The sequence below is a fragment of the Geomonas ferrireducens genome, assembly GCF_004917065.1.
Taxonomy (GTDB): domain Bacteria; phylum Desulfobacterota; class Desulfuromonadia; order Geobacterales; family Geobacteraceae; genus Geomonas; species Geomonas ferrireducens.
In genome coordinates, this window is record NZ_SSYA01000002.1 from 921,571 (window position 1) to 940,348 (window position 18,778).

13 protein-coding genes are annotated in these 18,778 nt (G+C 62.1%); 12 read left to right on the forward strand and 1 reads right to left on the reverse strand.

What is annotated here, in order from left to right; genetic code table 11:
• The first annotated feature begins 78 nt into the window (after positions 1-78).
• The 4 genes from E8L22_RS12830 to E8L22_RS12845 are packed head-to-tail and all read left to right on the forward strand — an operon-like array spanning position 79 to position 7,120.
• Positions 79-1,494: a contractile injection system tape measure protein gene (locus tag E8L22_RS12830; protein ID WP_136525546.1), complete on the forward strand. Its 1,416-nt coding sequence runs from the start codon at positions 79-81 to the stop codon at positions 1,492-1,494.
• Positions 1,495-1,504: 10 nt separating this feature from the next.
• Complete coding sequence (locus E8L22_RS12835) at positions 1,505-5,155, forward strand: eCIS core domain-containing protein (protein WP_136525547.1); 3,651 nt, start codon at positions 1,505-1,507, stop codon at positions 5,153-5,155.
• Positions 5,152-5,781, forward strand: a complete 630-nt coding sequence (locus tag E8L22_RS12840) for a hypothetical protein (protein ID WP_136525548.1) — start codon at positions 5,152-5,154, stop codon at positions 5,779-5,781. Before E8L22_RS12835 ends, E8L22_RS12840 begins: the two co-directional genes overlap by 4 nt.
• Positions 5,768-7,120, forward strand: a complete 1,353-nt coding sequence (locus tag E8L22_RS12845; protein ID WP_136525549.1) for an ATP-binding protein — start codon at positions 5,768-5,770, stop codon at positions 7,118-7,120. Before E8L22_RS12840 ends, E8L22_RS12845 begins: the two co-directional genes overlap by 14 nt.
• A 95-nt stretch (positions 7,121-7,215) precedes the next feature.
• On the opposite strand, the gene E8L22_RS12850 is transcribed toward E8L22_RS12845, so the two are convergent.
• The gene (locus tag E8L22_RS12850) at positions 7,216-7,692 is read right to left on the reverse strand and encodes a hypothetical protein (protein ID WP_246044638.1); all 477 of its coding nucleotides are present in this window, start codon (positions 7,690-7,692) and stop codon (positions 7,216-7,218) included.
• A gap of 146 nt (positions 7,693-7,838) precedes the next feature.
• Between E8L22_RS12850 and E8L22_RS12855 the strand changes: the two genes are divergently transcribed.
• The 8 genes from E8L22_RS12855 to E8L22_RS12890 all read left to right on the forward strand — a co-directional run bounded on the left by E8L22_RS12855 (position 7,839) and on the right by E8L22_RS12890 (position 18,771).
• On the forward strand, positions 7,839-9,053 hold the full coding sequence (locus E8L22_RS12855; RefSeq protein WP_136525551.1) for a molybdopterin molybdotransferase MoeA: 1,215 nt from the start codon (positions 7,839-7,841) through the stop codon (positions 9,051-9,053).
• A gap of 426 nt (positions 9,054-9,479) precedes the next feature.
• The gene (locus E8L22_RS12860; RefSeq protein ID WP_246044639.1) at positions 9,480-10,262 is read left to right on the forward strand and encodes a c-type cytochrome; all 783 of its coding nucleotides are present in this window, start codon (positions 9,480-9,482) and stop codon (positions 10,260-10,262) included.
• Positions 10,262-13,834, forward strand: a complete 3,573-nt coding sequence (locus E8L22_RS12865) for a nitrate reductase subunit alpha (protein ID WP_136525553.1) — start codon at positions 10,262-10,264, stop codon at positions 13,832-13,834. Before E8L22_RS12860 ends, E8L22_RS12865 begins: the two co-directional genes overlap by 1 nt.
• A gap of 16 nt (positions 13,835-13,850) precedes the next feature.
• Complete coding sequence (gene narH, locus E8L22_RS12870; protein WP_136525554.1) at positions 13,851-15,305, forward strand: nitrate reductase subunit beta; 1,455 nt, start codon at positions 13,851-13,853, stop codon at positions 15,303-15,305.
• A complete protein-coding gene (gene narJ / locus E8L22_RS12875) occupies positions 15,302-15,847 on the forward strand; it encodes a nitrate reductase molybdenum cofactor assembly chaperone (RefSeq protein ID WP_136525555.1) in 546 nt (181 codons plus the stop codon). The genes narH and narJ overlap by 4 nt, the downstream gene beginning before the upstream one ends.
• Complete coding sequence (locus E8L22_RS12880; protein ID WP_136525556.1) at positions 15,841-16,506, forward strand: respiratory nitrate reductase subunit gamma; 666 nt, start codon at positions 15,841-15,843, stop codon at positions 16,504-16,506. The genes narJ and E8L22_RS12880 overlap by 7 nt, the downstream gene beginning before the upstream one ends.
• 26 nt (positions 16,507-16,532) lie before the next feature.
• Positions 16,533-17,918 carry a NarK family nitrate/nitrite MFS transporter gene (locus tag E8L22_RS12885; protein ID WP_136525557.1) on the forward strand — a complete coding sequence of 462 codons (1,386 nt, stop codon included), beginning with the start codon at positions 16,533-16,535 and terminating at the stop codon, positions 17,916-17,918.
• Positions 17,919-18,033: 115 nt separating this feature from the next.
• Entirely contained in the window at positions 18,034-18,771 is a 738-nt protein-coding gene (locus E8L22_RS12890) for a sulfite exporter TauE/SafE family protein (RefSeq protein WP_135869774.1), read from the forward strand.
• Positions 18,772-18,778: the final 7 nt, after the last annotated feature.

Here is an 18,778-nt window from a genome sequence, read left to right on the forward strand (position 1 = left end):
GCAGCCTCAACGTCAGACCAGTCAGACCCGTCTGACTAGTCCGACAGGTCCGACTGTCCGACAAAACTGGAGCCCCAAATGCCGCACGTTATCCGCAAAAAGCGCCTCCACGTCGAGTTCGACGGCCCCGAGTCCGAGGTCTCGGCGCTGCAGCGCCGCCTGGAGCGCTTCTGCTACGACTGCCTCGTGCCGGTGATGGAGGTGGCCCTGAACGGGCAGATCCCGGAAGACGAACACCTTCTCATGGAGGAGGTCGTCATCGACGCCGGGACCATTCCGCTTGACCGCATGGAGCTGGACCTCACCGGCACGGTCCAGGAAGGGCTCAGGCAGGCGCTCCGCGAGGAGTTGCTCGCCCCACGCACCGGTTCGCGACGCAGGAACAACCTGCAGGCAATGACCGAGGTATTTCTCCATTTCCTCGAGTACGGCTCGCTCCCTTGGTGGTTTCAACTGCCGGCAGGCAGGGACCTGCAGCAGGTGCTTCTGGAACGCTGGCAAGACCCGAAACTCCCGGCTGGGGCGGTAAGCCTCGTGCTCGAGGATGCCTTGGTAACCCTGCGCAGGGAGGAGGCACGTACGAGGCTCGTGCTGCAGTTCTCCGAGACGTTTTGTTCCTTTTTGCTGTCGCTGGTCGCCCCGTCCGCCGCGCTGCGGGTGCAGGCGGTGCTGGACGGTCTTGAGGGGACGGGGGCGCCGGCCGAGCGGCTCCTACCGATGCGCAGGAAACTCTGGGATCACGCATTCGCCGCAGCTGCGAGCCATTGCGGAGTAACGGAACGGGAGCTGGTGAGACATGCCTGGTTCGAATCCCCGTGCGCCCTGCGCGCAACCCCAGGATTGGCCGCCGCACTGGAGCGGCAATGGCCGGAAGTGACGCAGCGGGACAAAAAAGGACCGCGTGCGCCCAGCGAAGGCGAGTCAGCCGCACCGCTGGACAAGAATACATCCACACCCGCGCGTACACCGAAAGCGATACGGCAAGACCAAGAAGCCATTGAGGAGCTCTACATCGATCACGCAGGGCTCGTGCTTCTGCACCCGTACTTGCCGCAACTTTTCGAGTCACAGCAGATAGCTAAGGGAAACCGTATCATCGACCAGGAGCGCTGCCTGGCCATGCTGCACTATCTAGCTGCCGGGGATGTCGACCAACCGGAGCATCTGCTTGTTTTGCCGAAACTGCTGTGCAACATCCCGCTCCATGTTCCGGCCGCGAAAGACACCGAACTGAGCGATGAGGAACGCGAGGAGTGCGACGCCCTCCTCTACGTCATGCTCCAGCACTGGGGGGCCCTGCGCAACAGTTCAGCGGACGGGCTGCGCGGCTCCTTCCTGATGCGCCAGGCCAAGCTAACCATGTGCGAAAACGACGAGTGGCTGCTGCAGGTCGAGAGAAACAGCTACGACATACTGCTGGACCAACTCCCTTACAGCATCTCGATGGTCAAACTCCCATGGATGGAAAAGCTCTTGTGGGTGCAGTGGGACTAGGAGTGCGGCGATGAAATCGTGCGCGGAAAAATCTTCCTCTGCTTCGACCGCTTCGGCTCAAGTCGCCAGAGAGCCGTTTCTTTCCCCTGCCGTGCAGAGGAAGATGACGGTCAGCAAGCCGGGCGACAAGCTCGAGCAGCAAGCGGACCGGACCGCGGACCAGGTCATGCGCATGACCGCTCCGGGAGGCCCGAAGGAAGAAATCCCCAGGCAACAGGAGCCTCTCCAGCGCCAGGAAGATCGTCTCCAAAAGCAGGGAAACGAGGAGAAAGTACGGCGGCTTCCTGACGAGCGCCTGCAGCGGCAGGAGGAACGCCTTCAGAAACAGGGTACTGAGGAGCGTCTGCAGAAGCAGCAGGATGACAAGCCCCAGCGTGAACAGGATCGTCTTTCCCGGCAGGGGAACGAAGAGAAGCTGAGACGCAAGGAGGACGAAAAGCTCGGCAAGGAGGGGGCGGATAAGGACAACGTCCAGCGCGCCGAGGCCGGTGCCCCTCCTGCGGTCGGCGAGGCGACCCAGTCCGCAGTTAAAAGCGGGGCATCCGGCGGGCGCCCGTTGGCAAGCGAGGTGCGGGATTTCATGGAGCCGCGCTTCGGCAGCGACTTCGGCGCGGTCCGTGTCCATGACGACGAGCACTCCGCCCGGCTCTCGAATGACCTGTCCGCCCGCGCCTTCACCTATGGAAACCACGTCTTCTTCTCCCGAGACGCCTACCAGCCGGGCACGAGCGATGGGAAACGGCTCTTAGCCCACGAACTGGCCCACACCGTACAACAGGGCGAGGGGGTCGCCCGCCAGGGGAACCCGCACAAGGAAAAGCGCGACGAGTCCCGAATCATGCGGGCACCCACCCCCGCTCCCCCAAAGGCCGCGCCTGCGGCAGATGCGGGTCCGGTTAGTTCCGAAGTGGTGGATCTATCCTCCTCCATCTTCGCCCCCTCGCAAAAGGTTAAAGACGAGATCGAGGCTTCCAAGTACAAGGGCCTGGAAGTACGAGTGATCGTGAAGGGATTGACCGCCGAGGGACGGGTCAAGGTCCGCATGGACAGCAAGAAGAATCTCGACTCGGTCGGCAAGGGGACCATGCCCCTGCAAAACCCGTGGACCGACCAGATCGGCGGGATGCACATCAACTTCAACATCAAGAACAACGAGGTGACCGGCGGCTACGCGTCGCTGAAACCAAAGGGGGGCGACACCAACGACTGGCTGCGGGCGCTGCAGAAAAACGCGGAGCTGCTGGGAGGGCTCGGCCTCAAGGTCGAAAGGCTCCCGAAACCAAAGAACACCTTCGAGTCGGGAAAGCTCACCCTGGGTGTCGAAAACCTGAAGGTGGAAATCGGCGGGTTCCTGGACGCCGACTTCAACATCCTGGTGGAAAACGTCGCCAAGCCGAAAATAGACGCCTCCGCCACCGTCGACGTGAAGGGGATGGTGAAGGGGGACCTCAAGGTGGACAACACCAAGGGGCCCCTCACCGGCCAGCTCACCCTGGCGGTCAGCCACAAGTCCTTCTCCGGTTCCGCGACGGTCACCTACAAGCCGGACGGCAGCGTCGACATCGGCGGCAAGGCGGCCTACAACGCGGACAAGCTCTCCGGCGAGGTCTCTTTCATCGCCACCGACCTCGACTCGGCGAACAAGTTCGCCAAGGACGCCATCGCCGCGGCAGGAGGCAAGGAGAACATCGAGGCGACCGGCCCTCCCCCGCCGATACCTGCGCCGAAACCTGAGAAGAAAAACCGCGCCATCGCCGCCACGGGGCAGTTGCAATTCCATCTTACCCAGTGGTTCGCCGGCACCGTCTGGGTCGTGGTAGACGGCCGCGGCCTGTTGACCGTGGTGAGCAAGATCGCGCCCCCCGGCGAGATCCCACTCTTCCCGCAGAAGAACTTCGACCGGGAGATCGTCAAGTTAGAGGCGAAGGCATATTACGGCATCCCCGTGGTCGGCAACCTGAACCTCTTCGCCAACATAAGCCTCTGGGCGCTGGCGCGGCTTGGCCCTGCCAAGATCTATAACATCGAGATCCTGGGGACCTACTCGACCGACCCGGAGGTCCAGAAGTTCATCCAGATCTCCGCCTCCTTCAACATCTCCGCCTATGCCGGTCTTAGACTGCGCGCCGAGGGGGGTGCCGGGATCGAGATCGCATCTCACGACCTGAAGTTCGGCGTAGGGATCCAGGTGGACGTGGGGCTCATGGCCTACGCCGACGCCCGCCCCACCATCGGCTATCGCGACCCCGGGGTTTTCTACGTCGGCGGCACGCTGGACATCGTCGCCCAGCCCATGCTCGACCTCGGCGGCGATTTCTTCATTGCTCTCGAAGCGCCATGGTGGTCGCCGATCTCGGACCATCGCTGGACCTGGCCACTTTTCTCGAAGCAGTGGCCCCTCTCCGACCCGGTCGGCATCAGCGCAGTGGTGAAGGAGTACGTGCTCGGCTCGGGCACCGTCCCGGAGATCGAACTGAAAAAGCCGGAGTTCGACCCGTCCAAGTTCATGACGAGCATGGTCGACGACAAGCTCCCCGAGAAGTCGGGCGCCAAGGGAAGCGGCAGCGGCACCTTCAAAGACGACGGGAGCATCCCGCCCCCCACCATCCCCCCGAAAAAACCGGCACCGAAGAAGCCGGAGGCTAAACCGACGAAGAAAGGAAAGACACCACCTGCCGGGACCAAATCGGCCAAACCGGACCCGAAGGCAGCCAAGGACCAGGAGACGGCGAAGATCTTCCAGGCTGCAGCGAAGCCCCTGGGCTCGCTCCGGTCGGGCGGCCCTTTCACCCGCGCCATGCTGGATGCGGAACTCGGCAAGATCAAGGGATCGGTGAAGGGGGTGACCTTCGACGTGCAGGCCAAGGGGGAAAACTGGTTGGTTACCCCGAAGGCGGGCGGGAAGAGCGCGAAACCGGTCCAACTGAAGGGAAAAGGGATCGACAAGGACGCCAAGGAGGGAAAAAAGGACGCGCGAAGCGATGCACAGAAGCAAGCCGACCTCGACGCGGCCCTCGCCGACGCCACAGCCCTTCTGGAGGACGAGAACAAGGACGCCGCTGAAATAAAGCAGGCGCTCCCGGCGATAAAGACGAAGTACCACCTGATCCTGATCGAACTGGTCGAAGCTGATGCGGACGAGGACGAGGTCTACGACAGCATACGCGCCACCGTCAACCCGACAAAGAGCGGCACGAAAAAGAAACGTCTCAGAAAGCACAAGTCGCAGTACGTTACGCGCAAGGGGCATCAGTACGTACTCAAGCCGGAATTCAGCACCAAGGAGTACATCCGCGACAGCTTCTACGCCAAGGGCTACCGCACCGACGTGTACGAATGGCGCGACGACCAGGTGAATGATCCCAAAAAGCTGAGACACCCGACCAAGCCCAATCTTTACAAGTGGAACAACAAGTGGTGGGACAAGACACTCAAGTACAAGGAGTCCCCCACCATCGACCACAAAAAGCAGGCTGTGGTCCAGCACTGGAATGAAACAGGGAGAACGACCTATCACAAAAAACGCCTAGATTACTTCAATGACATAAAGGGGATGGAGGTCGTTCCCTACAGCGAGAACAGTTCTATGGGGTCAAAGCTCCCCGACAGTTATTCAAAGCGAGTCACCATCAAATTCAGAGGTCCGGGAGAAGGGACATGAGCATGTTGTATCTGTGGCATCCGTCGGTAAGCGGGGACGGCAAGGTCCTCGATTGCATTCTGACGCGTGGGGATTCGGACCAGATCGGAGGCGGCTCGGAGCGCTTCGTGAGCGCGCTGGCTTCCACACTGGAGATTGGCACCATTCCGCTCAAGTGGTCGATAAAGCCTTACCGCTGCAACTTCTACAGCGAGTACTGGTCCGAGGGGGGATGGGAGTCGAGTTGGGACTTCATCTGGCGTGTGACCGTTCATTTCAAGGCCCAAGTGGCGATACGACCGCTGAAGCTGGGATATCTCGGGATCGACGATATCGACGACTATTCGCCGCTAGTGGAGAGCTACAAGTTCGAGCCCTTTTCGTGCCTGGTCGCCGGAAGCTTCGCCTCAGAAGAAAAGGCGCGGGAAACGGCGCGGCGCCTCGCTAACGATAAGGAATTGGTAGCGGCAAGAAAGAGTGCGGCGGCCCCGGACCCGGTCATACAGGTGGTCCGCGTCGATGAGAAAGCATTCCACCTGCGCGCGGCGCTAGGTTCCGGCGACGCCTCCTTTTTCCAGGGAGAGTACCCCGACCTCACGCTCTCCTTTCTCGAGGCCGCCGGGGCGGTGACTCATGTCCAAGGATAGGAAGGCTCAGCACCCAAGCGCGGAAGCGGCGAACCTCGGCCTCGCCCTGGACTGGATCGAGCAGCTGGTAACGGGCTATCTCGCCCTTCGTTTTGAGCGGGCCGAAAGCTTCGAGCCGCCTCCGCTCGAGTTCTGCAGCGAGGATTCGCCGCTGGAGCTCTTCATAAAGAGCCAGGACCCGGGCATGGAGGAATTCGCCGTGGTGATGATGGCGCTGGCACCCCACCTGCGCCCCGGCTTCTACAACAGGATACTCGCGCAGTTTCTTCCCGAGGGTGGCGAGGTGCACGAGTTCGGCGGGGCACGCGGCGCTGATCACCGGGCCATCCTCCCTACCGGGGAGACCGCCCAATTCATCCTCGCAGGCAATGACGTGCGCAAGAGGATCGAGGTGCAGCGCATGTTCGGCGCGGAGCACTGGTTCGCCAAGAAAAAGGTCGTCTGGCTCGACACGGTGCGTCCCGGCGAGCCGATGATGAGCGGGCGCCTTTGCATAGACCCGGAACTGGTGGAATGGGTGACCCTCGGCACGGTGGGAAAGCCGCGCTTCGGCATCGAGTTCCCGGCCCAGGCGATCGAGACGGAGATGGGATGGGAGGACCTGGTGCTGCACCCGGACACGCTGCGCCAGATCCGCGAGATCGAGAGCTGGGTCCGGCACAAGGACGTCCTCATGGAAGAATGGGGGATGAAGAAGAAGCTGGCGCACGGCTACCGCGCCTTCTTCCACGGCCCCCCCGGCACCGGCAAGACCCTGACTGCGACGCTGTTGGGAAAGTACACCGGACGGGACGTGTTCCGCATCGATCTGTCGCGGGTGGTTTCCAAGTACATCGGGGAGACCGAGAAGAACTTGGCCCTTTTGTTCGAGAAGGCCGAGTACAAGGAGTGGATCCTCTTTTTCGATGAAGCCGATGCCCTCTTCGGCAAGAGGACCGACGTTCGCGACGCCCACGACCGTTTCGCGAACCAGGAGATCTCCTACCTGTTGCAGCGCATCGAGCAGTACCGTGGGCTCGTGATCCTCGCAAGCAACAAGCGCAACCAGCTTGACGGGGCCTTCGTGCGGCGTTTCCAGGCCATCATCCACTTTCCCATCCCGCGGCCGGAAGAACGCTACCGGATCTGGAGCGGTGCCTTCCCGCCGCAGGTTGAGATCGCACCCGAAATCGACTGGCGGCAGATTGCGTCGAAGTACGAGCTCTCCGGCGCCGGGATAATGAACGTCATGCAGTACTGTGCCCTGGAGGTGTTGGCCGACCAGTCGCGCCGCCTGGATCTCAAAAGGCTGGAAGGGGCGATATTGAGGGAGTACGTGAAGGAAGGAAAGGTCGTGTGAAGAAGAGGCCGTTCTAAGTTCTACGTTCTATGTTCTATGTTAGAAGCCTGGTCTTTAACTTAGAACGTAGAACATAGAACGTAGAACCTCGCTTCTTAAAACCTTCTGCTGTCGTATGCCCAGTGCAAAAGCGCCTGGCGCTGCCTGCGGCGGCAGGTGAGCACTCCTTCCGGGCAGTTATTCCTGATCTGGGCGATGTGCCTCGTCATCGCCTTCCACCGCTTGATCTGCCGCGCGTCATCCGGGCACCTGCGCCCCATATAGTAGCGGCAGTACCACTGAAACCAGCCGCGCGGGTCGTCGCTATAGATCCACCCTTTCTCGCGCCAGTACGAAAGCGGCTTCGATGCATTCACCCCGAAAAAGTTGTACTCAGCCACATGCCGCTCGTGACAGAGCCTCGCTTTCTCAAACCAGTCCTCGGGAAACTCATCCCGGCAATCGGTCATGTACTTGCCGCCAAAAACTCCCATCTCCAGCATCTCTTTAGGCGTCAGATCGGGTTTGAACTCCGGATTGAAGTTCTCACCAGCCGGCTCGGTACGGTAATAGACGTAGTCTCTCTGCATCATGTCATTGACACAAACACGAATCTTTTTCACTTTGACTTTGACTCTCCATGGAAAGCGGTAGAATATCCCGACAAAATGTACAGTGACCGGCTGCAGTGTCAAGCAGAGGAACAGGCATATATTCACATTCAGGAGGCAGCGTCGCCATGGTGAGTATCGAAGAAGCACAGCGGATCATCCTGGAACAGATCGTTCCGCTCGAGATCGAGAAAGTGACCGTCTTCCACGGACTGAACCGCATCACGCCTGAGGATCACATAGCACCGTGGGACATCCCCGCCGCGGACAACTCGGCGATGGACGGCTTCGCCTTTCTCCACTCGTCGGTCCAGAACAACCGGCTGAGCGTCTGCGGCTTTCTCCCCGCCGGTGAAGTGCGCAGCGAGGCGGTGCCGCCGGGTAGCGCGGTGCGCATCATGACCGGTGCCCCGATCCCGCCGGGGTGCGACACCGTGGTGCCGATCGAGGACGTGGAAACGGACGGCGACGCCATCGTCATCCGAGGCAAGGTGAAAGCAGGCGACCATGTCCGCCGGCGCGGCGAGGACATCTCCCGCGGCGACGTCGTCATCCCGACCGGCTCGCTCTTGCGCCCGCAGGAGATCGGCATGCTATCCGCCATGGGCAACACCTCGCTCGCCGTGTACCGGCGCACCCGCGTCGCCATCCTCGCCACCGGCGACGAACTTCTCGAGCCCGGGGCCACGCCCGAACCGGGCAAACTCATCAACAGCAACAGCTACAGCCTGGCCGCACAGGTGCTCGACGCCGGCGGCGACCCGGTGCTCCTCGGTATCGCCACCGACAACCTCGAGGCCACCTGCGAAAAGATAAGAGCGGGGCTCAACGCGGACTTCCTTGTCATAACCGGCGGGGTCTCGGTCGGCGACCGCGACTTCGTGAAGGCGGCCATCGAGGAGTTGGGCGGCAGCGTGAACTTCTGGAAGGTGAACATGAAGCCGGGCAAGCCGCTCGCCTACGCGACGCTGCAGGGGAAACCCGTCTTCGCCCTTCCCGGCAACCCGGTGGCGGCCATGGTTTCGTTCGAGCTTTTCGTGCGCCCTTCCCTTTTGAAGGCGATGGGGCACCGGCGCGTGTTCCGGCCGACGGTCCTGGCCGAGTTGCAGGAGCCTGCGGTCAACAAGGGAACCCGCCCCCACCTCGTGCGCGGCATAGTGTCGAAGTGCGACGGGCGTTATCTCGTCTCCACCACCGGGAACCAAAGCTCGGGGCGTCTTTCCTCACTCACCCTGGGCAACGGCCTCATGAAGCTCGCGCCGGAATCCAGGATTGAGCCCGGCAACGAGGTGGAGGTCATGCTGCTCGACCGCAATTTCGAGATGGGCCTGTTGCAGGAGTAACCCGGACCGTTCCGTCTCTCCCATCCAGAGCTCCCCTCCCCTTTCCGAGGCGACCGTCGCTACGTGAACGACGGCCGCCTCCATTTTTCCGCTTCAACCTGCAAATCCTCTTCATCTTGTTATAATTAGCACCCGATCCTTCCAGGCCTAATTAACTAAATGTCCCCTGCTACATTTTTCCCAGGATCGGTCTTGCTCGCGGTATCGCCTCAGTCCGCGAAGCGCAGGAATGCAGCCTTATCGCTTTTTTTGATCTAGGTCAAAATTATCGACAGAATAGTGTTCTAGAGTCGTCTTGCTCCGAAACCTTTACACTACCGGGCCGAAGGCTTCCTCAAGAGCCCCTCCCCGTACAACCAACCTGGAAGCACAAGGAGAAAATCCATGCAGCCTGCCTTTTCAAAACTCGGCCGTTTGATTTTGTCGATGACATTGGTGCTTTTCGCCTCGGGAACCGTTCGCGCCGATGCGGGCAAGGACCTTTTCGACAAGATGTGTGCCTCCTGTCACAGTATCGGCGGCGGTGACGGGGCCGGCCCCGATCTCAAAGGGGTGGGTGCCAAGCACTCCTCCGATTGGCTGGTGCAGATCATCACCGACCCGGCGAAGCTCACCGCATCGAAGGACCCGGCTCAGGCCGAGCTCGTGAAAAAGTACGGCATGGAGATGCCGGGCCTCGGGGTGAGCCGCCCGGATGCCGAGAAGATCGTCGCCTTCCTGGGTGGCGGCGCTCCCGCGCCGGGCGCCGCTGCGGGTTCCGCTGCGCCAGGTAGTGCTTCCGCTCCGGCGGAAACCAAGGCCGCCCCGCCTGCCGAGGTCGTGGTCACCAAGGAGCTCCTCGCGACGGGACGGGACCTCTTCACCGGAAAACAGCGCTTCGCCAAAGGGGGCGCCCCTTGCGTCTCCTGCCATCACTTCGACTATCCCGGGATCCACAGCGGAGCCCTTGCCGCCGACCTTACCGGTCTCTACAGCAAGATGGGCGAGAACAGCGTGCGCGGCGTGCTGAAAAGCCTCAACTTCCCTGTGATGAAAAAGATCTACGCGGACCGCCCGCTGACCGAGGATGAGGCGACCGCGCTCACCGCGCTTTTCAAGGACGCCTCCGCCCGAAAGCAGGCCCAAAGTGATCCCTACCCCATTGCCGGCCTTGGCTTCTTTGCCTTCTGCCTTATCGCCGCGCTCGCCTTCAAGAGGAGATACAAATAATGTCACACGACAGGATCAAGGACGAACGTTCCCCGCAAAACCGGCAATGGGAGGAGTTCTACCGCAACCGCCACCAGTACGACAAGGTGGTGCGCAGCACCCACGGCGTCAACTGTACCGGCGGCTGTAGCTGGATGGTGCACGTGAAGGACGGCATCGTCGGCTGGGAGCTGCAGGCGAACGACTACCCGCAGTTCGACGGCACCATCCCGAACCACGAGCCACGCGGATGCACGCGCGGCATCACCTTCTCCTGGTACCTCTACAGCCCGCTGAGGGTTAAGCACCCCTACTTGCGCGGCGCGCTGCTCGATCGCTGGATCGAGGCGAGAAAGCTCCACGCAGACCCGGTGGACGCCTGGGCGAGCATCGTCGAGGACAAGGAGAAACGCGCATCCTACACCGGACAGCGCGGCATGGGTGGTTTCAGGCGCGGCGACTGGGATACCGTGACCGAGATCATCGCCGCCTCCAACATCTACACCGCGAAGAAGCACGGCCCGGACCGCGTCGTCGGATTTTCCCCCATTCCCGCCATGTCGATGATCAGCTATGCGGCGGGAACGCGCTTCCTGCAGCTCTTCGGCGGCGTCGCCATGAGCTTCTACGACTGGTACTGCGACCTTCCCCCCGCCTCCCCACAGGTCTGGGGCGAGCAGACTGACGTGAATGAGTCGGCGGACTGGTACAACGCCTCCTACATCGTCCTTTGCGGCTCCAACGTCCCGATGACCCGCACCCCGGACGCCCACTACCTGACCGAGGCGCGCTACCGCGGCACCAAGGTGGTGGTGATGTCGCCGGACTTCTCCATAGCGACCAAGTTCGCCGACGCCTGGCTCCCGGTGGAACAGGGGCACGACGGCGCCTTCTGGATGGCGGTGAACCACGTGCTCCTCAAGGAGTTCTACGCCGAGCGCGAGGTCCCCTTCTTCAAAGACTACGTCACCAAGTACACCGATTTCCCTTTCCTCGTGCAGCTAACGGAACAGGACGGCGTCTGGCGCCAGGGTGAACTGGTGCGCGCCGCCCAGTTCGAGCGCTCGGCAAACCTCGAACATGCGGAATGGTGCCTGTGCGTTGCGGATCAGGACGGCTCGGTGCGAGTCCCCAACGGGAGCCTCGGCACGCGCTGGAGCAAACAGGAGGGAAACTGGAACCTCGAGATGAAGGACGTGGTGGACGGCGGCGCGATCAACCCAGCCCTCACCTTCCTTGGGGGGGAGACCCGCAGGGTCCTCTTCCGTTTCGAGGGGGAAACCGATGCGGTCCGCGAGGTCCCGGTGCAGCGCGTCACCACCGACAAGGGCGAGATCGTGGTCACCACGGTCTTCGACCTTTTGATGGCGCAGTTCGGCGTCTCCCGCGGCCTTTCCGGTGACTACCCGGCCGGGTACCATTCCGAGCTTCCCTTCACCCCGAAATGGCAGGAAAAGCACACCGGCATCGACGCCGAGACGGTTCTGAAGATCGCACGCGAATGGGGCGAGAACGGCGAGAAGAGCAACGGGCGCAACATGGTCATCATCGGCGCTGGCGTGAACCACTGGTACCACCAAGACCTCATCTATCGCGCCGCGATCACCGCCCTCATCCTGACCGGGAGCGTCGGGAGAAACGGCGCAGGCCTTGCCCATTACGTCGGGCAGGAGAAGGTCCAACCGCTCTCCCCCTGGACCTCCATCGCCATGGCGCACGACTGGATCAAGGGTTCCCGTCTGCAGAACACCCCGAGCTTTTGGTACATGCACTCGGACCAGTGGCGCTACGACCGCAGCTTCGTGGATTACTTCAAGCCGGAGACCGGCGAGAAAATGCCGGTGCACGCCGCGGACTTCAACGCGAAAGCGGTGCGGCTTGGCTGGCTCCCCTTCGCCCCGCATTTCAACGAGAACCCCCTTTCGCTCATGAAACAGGCGAAGGAGGCGGGGTGCGAGGACGACGCGGCGACGCGCGCGTGGCTCGTGCAGCGCCTTAAAAGCGGCACCACCCGCTTCGCCATCGAGGACCCGGACGCCGAGGGGAACTGCCCCAAGGTGTGGTTCATCTGGCGCGGCAACGCGATCTCGGCAAGCGCCAAGGGGCACGAGTTCTTCCTGAAGCACGTGCTCGGCGCCCCGAACGCGAGCTGCACCGCGCGCGAGGCCGCCAAGGGCGAGGTGCAGGACATCGTCTGGCACGAAAAGGCCCCCGAGGGGAAGGTCGACCTCGTCGTCGATCTCAACTTCAGGATGGACACCTCGACCATGTACTCGGACATCGTCCTTCCGGCGGCGACCTGGTACGAGAAGAGTGACCTGAACACCACCGACATGCACTCCTTCGTGAACTGCATGGACGCGGCGGTCCCCCCTTCCTGGGAATCCAAGTCGGACTGGAAGATCTTCACCATGATCGCCAAGAAGGTGAGCGAACTCGCCGCGACGCACCTCCCCGAGCCGGTACGCGACGTGATCGCCGCACCGCTTTTGCACGACACCCCGGGCGAGATCGCACAGCGCACGGTAAAGGACTGGAAACTCGGCGAGTGTGAGCCGGTGCCGGGCAAGACCATGCCCAACCTCGCCATCGTCGAGCGGGACTACGTGAACCTCTACAACCGCTACCTTTCGGTAGGGCCCGAGATCGGGCACCTCGGTTCGCACGGAAACTACTACGACGCCAATGACGAACACGAGAAACTGCGGGAAACCCTTCCCAACCGTAGCTGGAACGGCAAGAGCTTCATCGACATCGCCGACGAGAAGGTGGTGGCGGACGTGATCCTGTCGCTTGCCCCCGAGACCAACGGGGAACTAGCGCACCGCGCCTACCGCAACCTGGAGAAGAGGGTCGGCAAGCCGCTCGCGCAGCTAGCCGAAGGGTCGCGCGATGTGCGGATCAAATGGGAGGACGTGACCCAGAAACCGCGCCGGGTGCTGAACTCCCCGATCTGGAGCGGGCTCGTGAACGGCGGTCGCCCGTACGCGCCGTTCACGCTGAACGTCGAGCACGAGGTCCCCTGGCGCACCCTGACCGGGCGTCAATCGCTCTACCTGGATCACCCGTACTACCGTGAGTTCCACGAGGGGCTCCCGACCTTCAAGGGGAAACTGAACCCGGCGCTTCTGGACGAGACCGAGGGGGAACAGGGGCTCGTGCTGAACTTCCTCACCCCGCACGGGAAATGGGGCATCCACTCCACCTACAGCGACAACCTGAGGATGCTCACCCTCTCCCGCGGCGGGCAGGCGATATGGCTGAACCATCTGGACGCGGCCGGTGCCGGTATCGAAGACAACGAGACCATCGAGGTGTACAACGCAAACGGCGCGGTCGTCTGCCGCTCCATCGTCTCGTCCCGCATACCGCGCGGCGCAGCGATCATGTACCACGCACCGGAGCGGACCCTGAACATCAAGAAGTCGAAGAAAAGCGGGAAAAGGGGCGGCGTTCACAACAGCCTCTCCCGCATCCGCCTGAAGCCGACCCTGATGCTCGGTGGGTACGCGCAGTTCAGCTACTACTTCAACTACTGGGGCCCAACCGGCGTGAACCGCGACAGTTACGTGGTGGTCAGGAAACTGAAATAGGATCAAGGAGCCATAAATGGATGTTAGAGCCCAAATAGTCATGGTGTTCAACCTGGACAAGTGCATCGGCTGCCACACCTGTTCCATTTCCTGCAAGAACATCTGGACCGACAGGAAGGGCGCCGAATACATGTGGTGGAACAACGTCGAGACCAAGCCCGGCGTCGGTTACCCGCGGCAGTGGGAGGACCAGGAGCGCTTCAAAGGGGGCTGGGTGGTCGACGGCAAGAAGCTGAAGCTGAAGGCCATGGGCAAGGGCCCCACCCTCGCCAACATGTTCTTCCAGCCCAACATGCCGAAGATCGAGGACTACTACGAGCCCTTCGACTTCGATTACGGGAACTTGGCTGGAGCCAAGGAGTCGAAGGACCAGCCGGTGGCAGAGGCCTTCTCCCAGATCTCCGGGAAGAAGATCGAGGAGATCCAGGGAGGCCCCAACTGGGACGACGACCTCTCCGGCTCACAGGTCTACGCGGCCAAGGACCTGAACCTCAAAGACAAGAAGGTGATCGAGTCCTACGATTCGATGTTCATGCAGTACCTGCCGCGCATCTGCAACCACTGCCTGAACCCGGCCTGCGTCGCCTCCTGCCCGTCGCGCGCCCTCTACAAGCGCGGCGAAGACGGCATCGTCCTCGTCGACCAGGAGGTGTGCAAGGGGTGGCGCTTCTGCACCAGCGCCTGCCCGTACAAGAAGGTCTACTTCAACTGGAGTACCGGCAAGGCCGAGAAGTGCATCTTCTGCTACCCCCGCGTCGAGGGTGGGCAGTGCAACGCCTGCGCCCACAGCTGCGTCGGACGCATCCGCTACGTGGGCGTGCTCCTTTACGACGCGAAAGCCGTCGAGGCGGCGGCGCTGAAGGGAGATGCCGAACTCGTCGAGGCGCACCGCGACGTGATCCTCGACCCGCGCGACCCGGAGGTCTGCAGACAGGCCAAGGAGAACGGCATCTCCGACCAGTGGCTGGACGCCGCTGCCGCCTCCCCGGTCTACGCGCTGGTGAAGGAGTTCCGCGTTGCCCTCCCGCTGCACCCGGAATTCAGGACGCTCCCGATGGCGTACTACATCCCTTCCCTCTCCCCGGTCCTTTCCACCTGGGGCGATACCCACAAGCTCCTGGAGCACGGCATGATCCCGGCGCTCGAGACCTTAAGGGTCCCCATCGGTTACCTGGCGAGCCTTCTTTCCGGTGGGAACCACGCCGTGATCGAGGAGGCACTTAAAAAGCTGATCGCGATCAGGGTGCAGATGCGGGCGGAAAACCTCGGGCTCCCGGCCGACCCGGAGCTCCTTGCAGACGCGGGGCTCGACGAAGCGGCGGCAAAGAGGCTGTACCGGCTCTTCACCATCGCGGGCTACAACGAGCGCAACGTGATCCCGCCGCAGCAGCGCGAGGAGAACGATCCGGAGAAACGCAGGCAGGAGGGAGGCTTCGGCATCCTTAAGAAGACCAGGAGGGGCGGCAAATGAGCATTCAGCAGAGCTATGACGCCCTGGCGAGACTGTTCGAGTATCCAAAGCAAAGGGAGGAGCTGCAGGCATCCTTCGCCAATGTCGCTGGCTACCTGCGGCAAAACGAGATCCAGTCACGGCTGAACCTTTTCGGCGAGCTGGTGACCGGATCGACGCTGGAAAAACTGCAGGAAGAGTACGTCGCCCGCTTCGACTTCAACCCGGCGGCTGCGCCCTACCTGGGGCATCACCTGTACGGCGACAACCAGAAAAAGGGTGGATACATGATCCAGGTGAAACAGGAGTACGCACGACACGGCTTCGTCGCTCCCGAAGAGGAACTCCCGGACCACCTGGCGGTGCTTCTCTCCTTCCTCTCGCATCTGGCACGGCACGGGGAGGATGAAGCGCGCCGCGAGTTCATCGCGAAACTGGTGCTACCCGGCATCAACAAGCTGCTCGGGGCCCAGGCCCCGCGCGACACGTCCCCATGGTTAACCCTGGTCGAGGCGGCCGAGCTCCTTTGCAGCGCGGACTGCCGGGAGGTTCCCTCATGCTGAACGATCTGATCTTCATAGCGCTCCCCTACGCCGCGCTCGCGCTGGTGCTCCTGGTAACGCCGTACCGCTTTTTGAGCAACCGGCTCACCTGGTCGGCCTACTCGACGCAGTTTCTCGAGCGAAAATTCCTCTACTGGGGGATCAACCCGTGGCACTACGGCATCCTCCCGATCCTCTTGGCCCATGTCGTAGGCTTCGCCTTCCCCGGTTTTTTCAAGGGGGTCCTCGGCAACCAGCAGACCCTTTTCGCGACGGAAAGCGTCCTCTTCGGGCTAGGCGCTTTCGCCTTTTTCGGCGTGCTGCTTCTTTTGCTGAGGCGCGTGAACTCGGGGATGCTGAAGCGGGTCACCTTCAGTTCGGACTGGCTCGTGCTATACCTGCTCGCCTTCCAGGCGGGTACCGGGATCTACATCGGCTACTTCATGCGCTGGGGCTCGCAGTGGTACCTGTACACCGCGGTCCCCTACCTCTGGTCGATCGTCTCGTTCCGCCCGCAGATCGAGTACGTTGCCGACCTGCCGCTCGTGTTCAAGCTGCACGCCGCCTGCGCCTTCCTGATCGTCGCGGTGCTTCCGTTCACGAAACTCGTGCACATGCTCTACCTCCCCGTAGATTTCCTGAAGGACCCGCCGCTTCTGTACCGCTGGCGATCGAAATAACTATTTAATAATTTACAGGAGGGTAGATGTCGTCACGAGTATTGGCAGTATGGAGCCCGGAGGATGCAACATTCTGGGAGGATCAGGGCAAGGCGGTCGCCTATCGAAACCTGTGGATCTCGATCCCCGCCCTGTTCATCTCGTTCGCGGTATGGATGGTCTGGAGCGTGGTGGTGGTTAACCTGCAGTCGATCGGTTTCGCCTTCGACGCGGATAAACTTTTCTGGCTGGCGGCGCTTCCGGGACTCTCCGGCGCCACCCTGAGGATCTTCTACTCTTTCATGGTCCCCATCTTCGGCGGCAGGACCTGGACCACGATCAGCACCGCTTCACTTCTCATCCCCGCGGTCGGCATCGGCTTCGCCGTGCGCGACCCGAGCACGAGCTACACGACCATGCTGCTGCTCGCCTTTCTCTGCGGCCTGGGAGGGGGAAACTTCGCGTCTAGCATGTCCAACATCAGCTTTTTCTTCCCGAAATCGCTGAAGGGAACCGCCCTCGGCCTGAACGCGGGGCTCGGCAACCTGGGCGTCAGCGCCATGCAGTTCCTGGTACCGATCGTCATCACAACCGGTACCTTCCGTGCGCTCTGCGGCAACCCCCAGCTTTGCGTCATCAAGGGGACGGCGGAGTCGGTATGGATGCAGAACGCCGGCTTCATCTGGGTCCCCTTCATCGTGCTCGCCACCCTCGCCGCCTGGTTCGGCATGAACGATATCGCCGATGCGAAGGCGTCCTTCAAGGAGCAGTCGGTCATCTTCAAGCGCAAGCACAACTGGATCATGTGCTGGCTCTACCTCGGCACCTTCGGCTCCTTCATCGGCTACTCGGCCGGTCTGCCGCTCTTGATCAAATCCCAGTTCCCAGCGGTCAGCCCGACCCAATACGCCTTCATCGGCCCGCTGCTGGGCGCCCTGTTCCGTCCGGTCGGCGGCTGGATCTCCGACAAGCTGGGCGGCGCGCGGGTCACCTTCTGGAACTTCATCGCCATGGCGGCGGCCGCCGTCGGCGTGCTGTACTACCTCCCAAGCCAGGGAAACGCCGGCAATTTCTGGGGCTTTCTCGCCATGTTCATCCTGATGTTCATCACCACCGGGATCGGCAACGGTTCCACATTCAGGATGATACCGGTTATCTTCTTGACCGAGCGCCAGCGCGCCGCGCAGGATGGCGGCCCGAAAGCGCAGGCCCAGGCGACGGCCGAGGCGGGCAAAGAAGCGGCGGCGGTTTTAGGCTTCAGCTCGGCGTTCGCAGCCTACGGGGCCTTCTTCATACCCAAGGCCTTCGGAAGCTCGATAACCCACACCGGAGCCCCGCATCTGGCCCTGTACGGCTTTCTGGCCTTTTACCTGAGCTGCCTGGCTCTCACCTGGTACTGTTATTCGCGGAAAAACGCCGAGATGCCTTGTTGAGTTAAGCGCTGTGAAGGGAACGGGGAAGCGTGGTATCTTTCCCCGGTGTCTCCAGCAGAGTTGGGGCGGGGCGACGGCCACGGAGCCGTCCCCCCGCCGCCCGCCGGAGGGTTACATGATCCTGCAACTTCTCATACCGATGCTTTTCTGTACGCTGCTGGTGGCGCTTCTGTACTCCTGCGTCGGCCACGGCGGCGCGTCCGGATACATCGCGGTACTCGCTTTGTTCAGCGTGTCGCCCGAGGTCTTCAAGCCGACCGCTCTCACCCTGAACCTGCTGGTCGCCGGAATCACCACGTGGTCGTTTTTCCGCGCCGGGCATTTCTCGTGGCGGCTTTTCTGGCCCTTCGCCGCGACCTCGATCCCGTTCAGTTTCCTCGGCGGATACCTCACCCTCCCCGCCCACATCTACCGGCCGCTGGTCGGGGTGGTGCTGCTCCTGTCGGCGTCGCGTCTTTTGCTGCAGAAAAACGCCGCCCCAGTCCGCACCACTCCCCCGTCCCTGCCGGTCGCTCTCGTCATCGGGGCCGCGCTCGGGCTTCTCTCCGGGCTGACCGGAGTCGGCGGCGGCATTTTCCTGAGTCCCCTTCTGCTGCTCTGCAAATGGGGCGAACTGCGGGAGGTATCAGCGGTTGCCGCCCTGTTCATCCTGGTGAACTCCTGCGCCGGACTACTCGGGCACCTGAGCGGCGTACAGGCGATACCGAGCTACGCTCCGCTCATGGCGGGAAGCGCCCTTCTGGGCGGCGCCATCGGGTCCCTGCTGGGTAGCCGCCACCTCCCCGTCCCCACCATCATGCGGGTCCTATCGCTCGTACTCACCATCGCCGGGTTCAAGCTGTTGTTGGTTTAAACCCAAA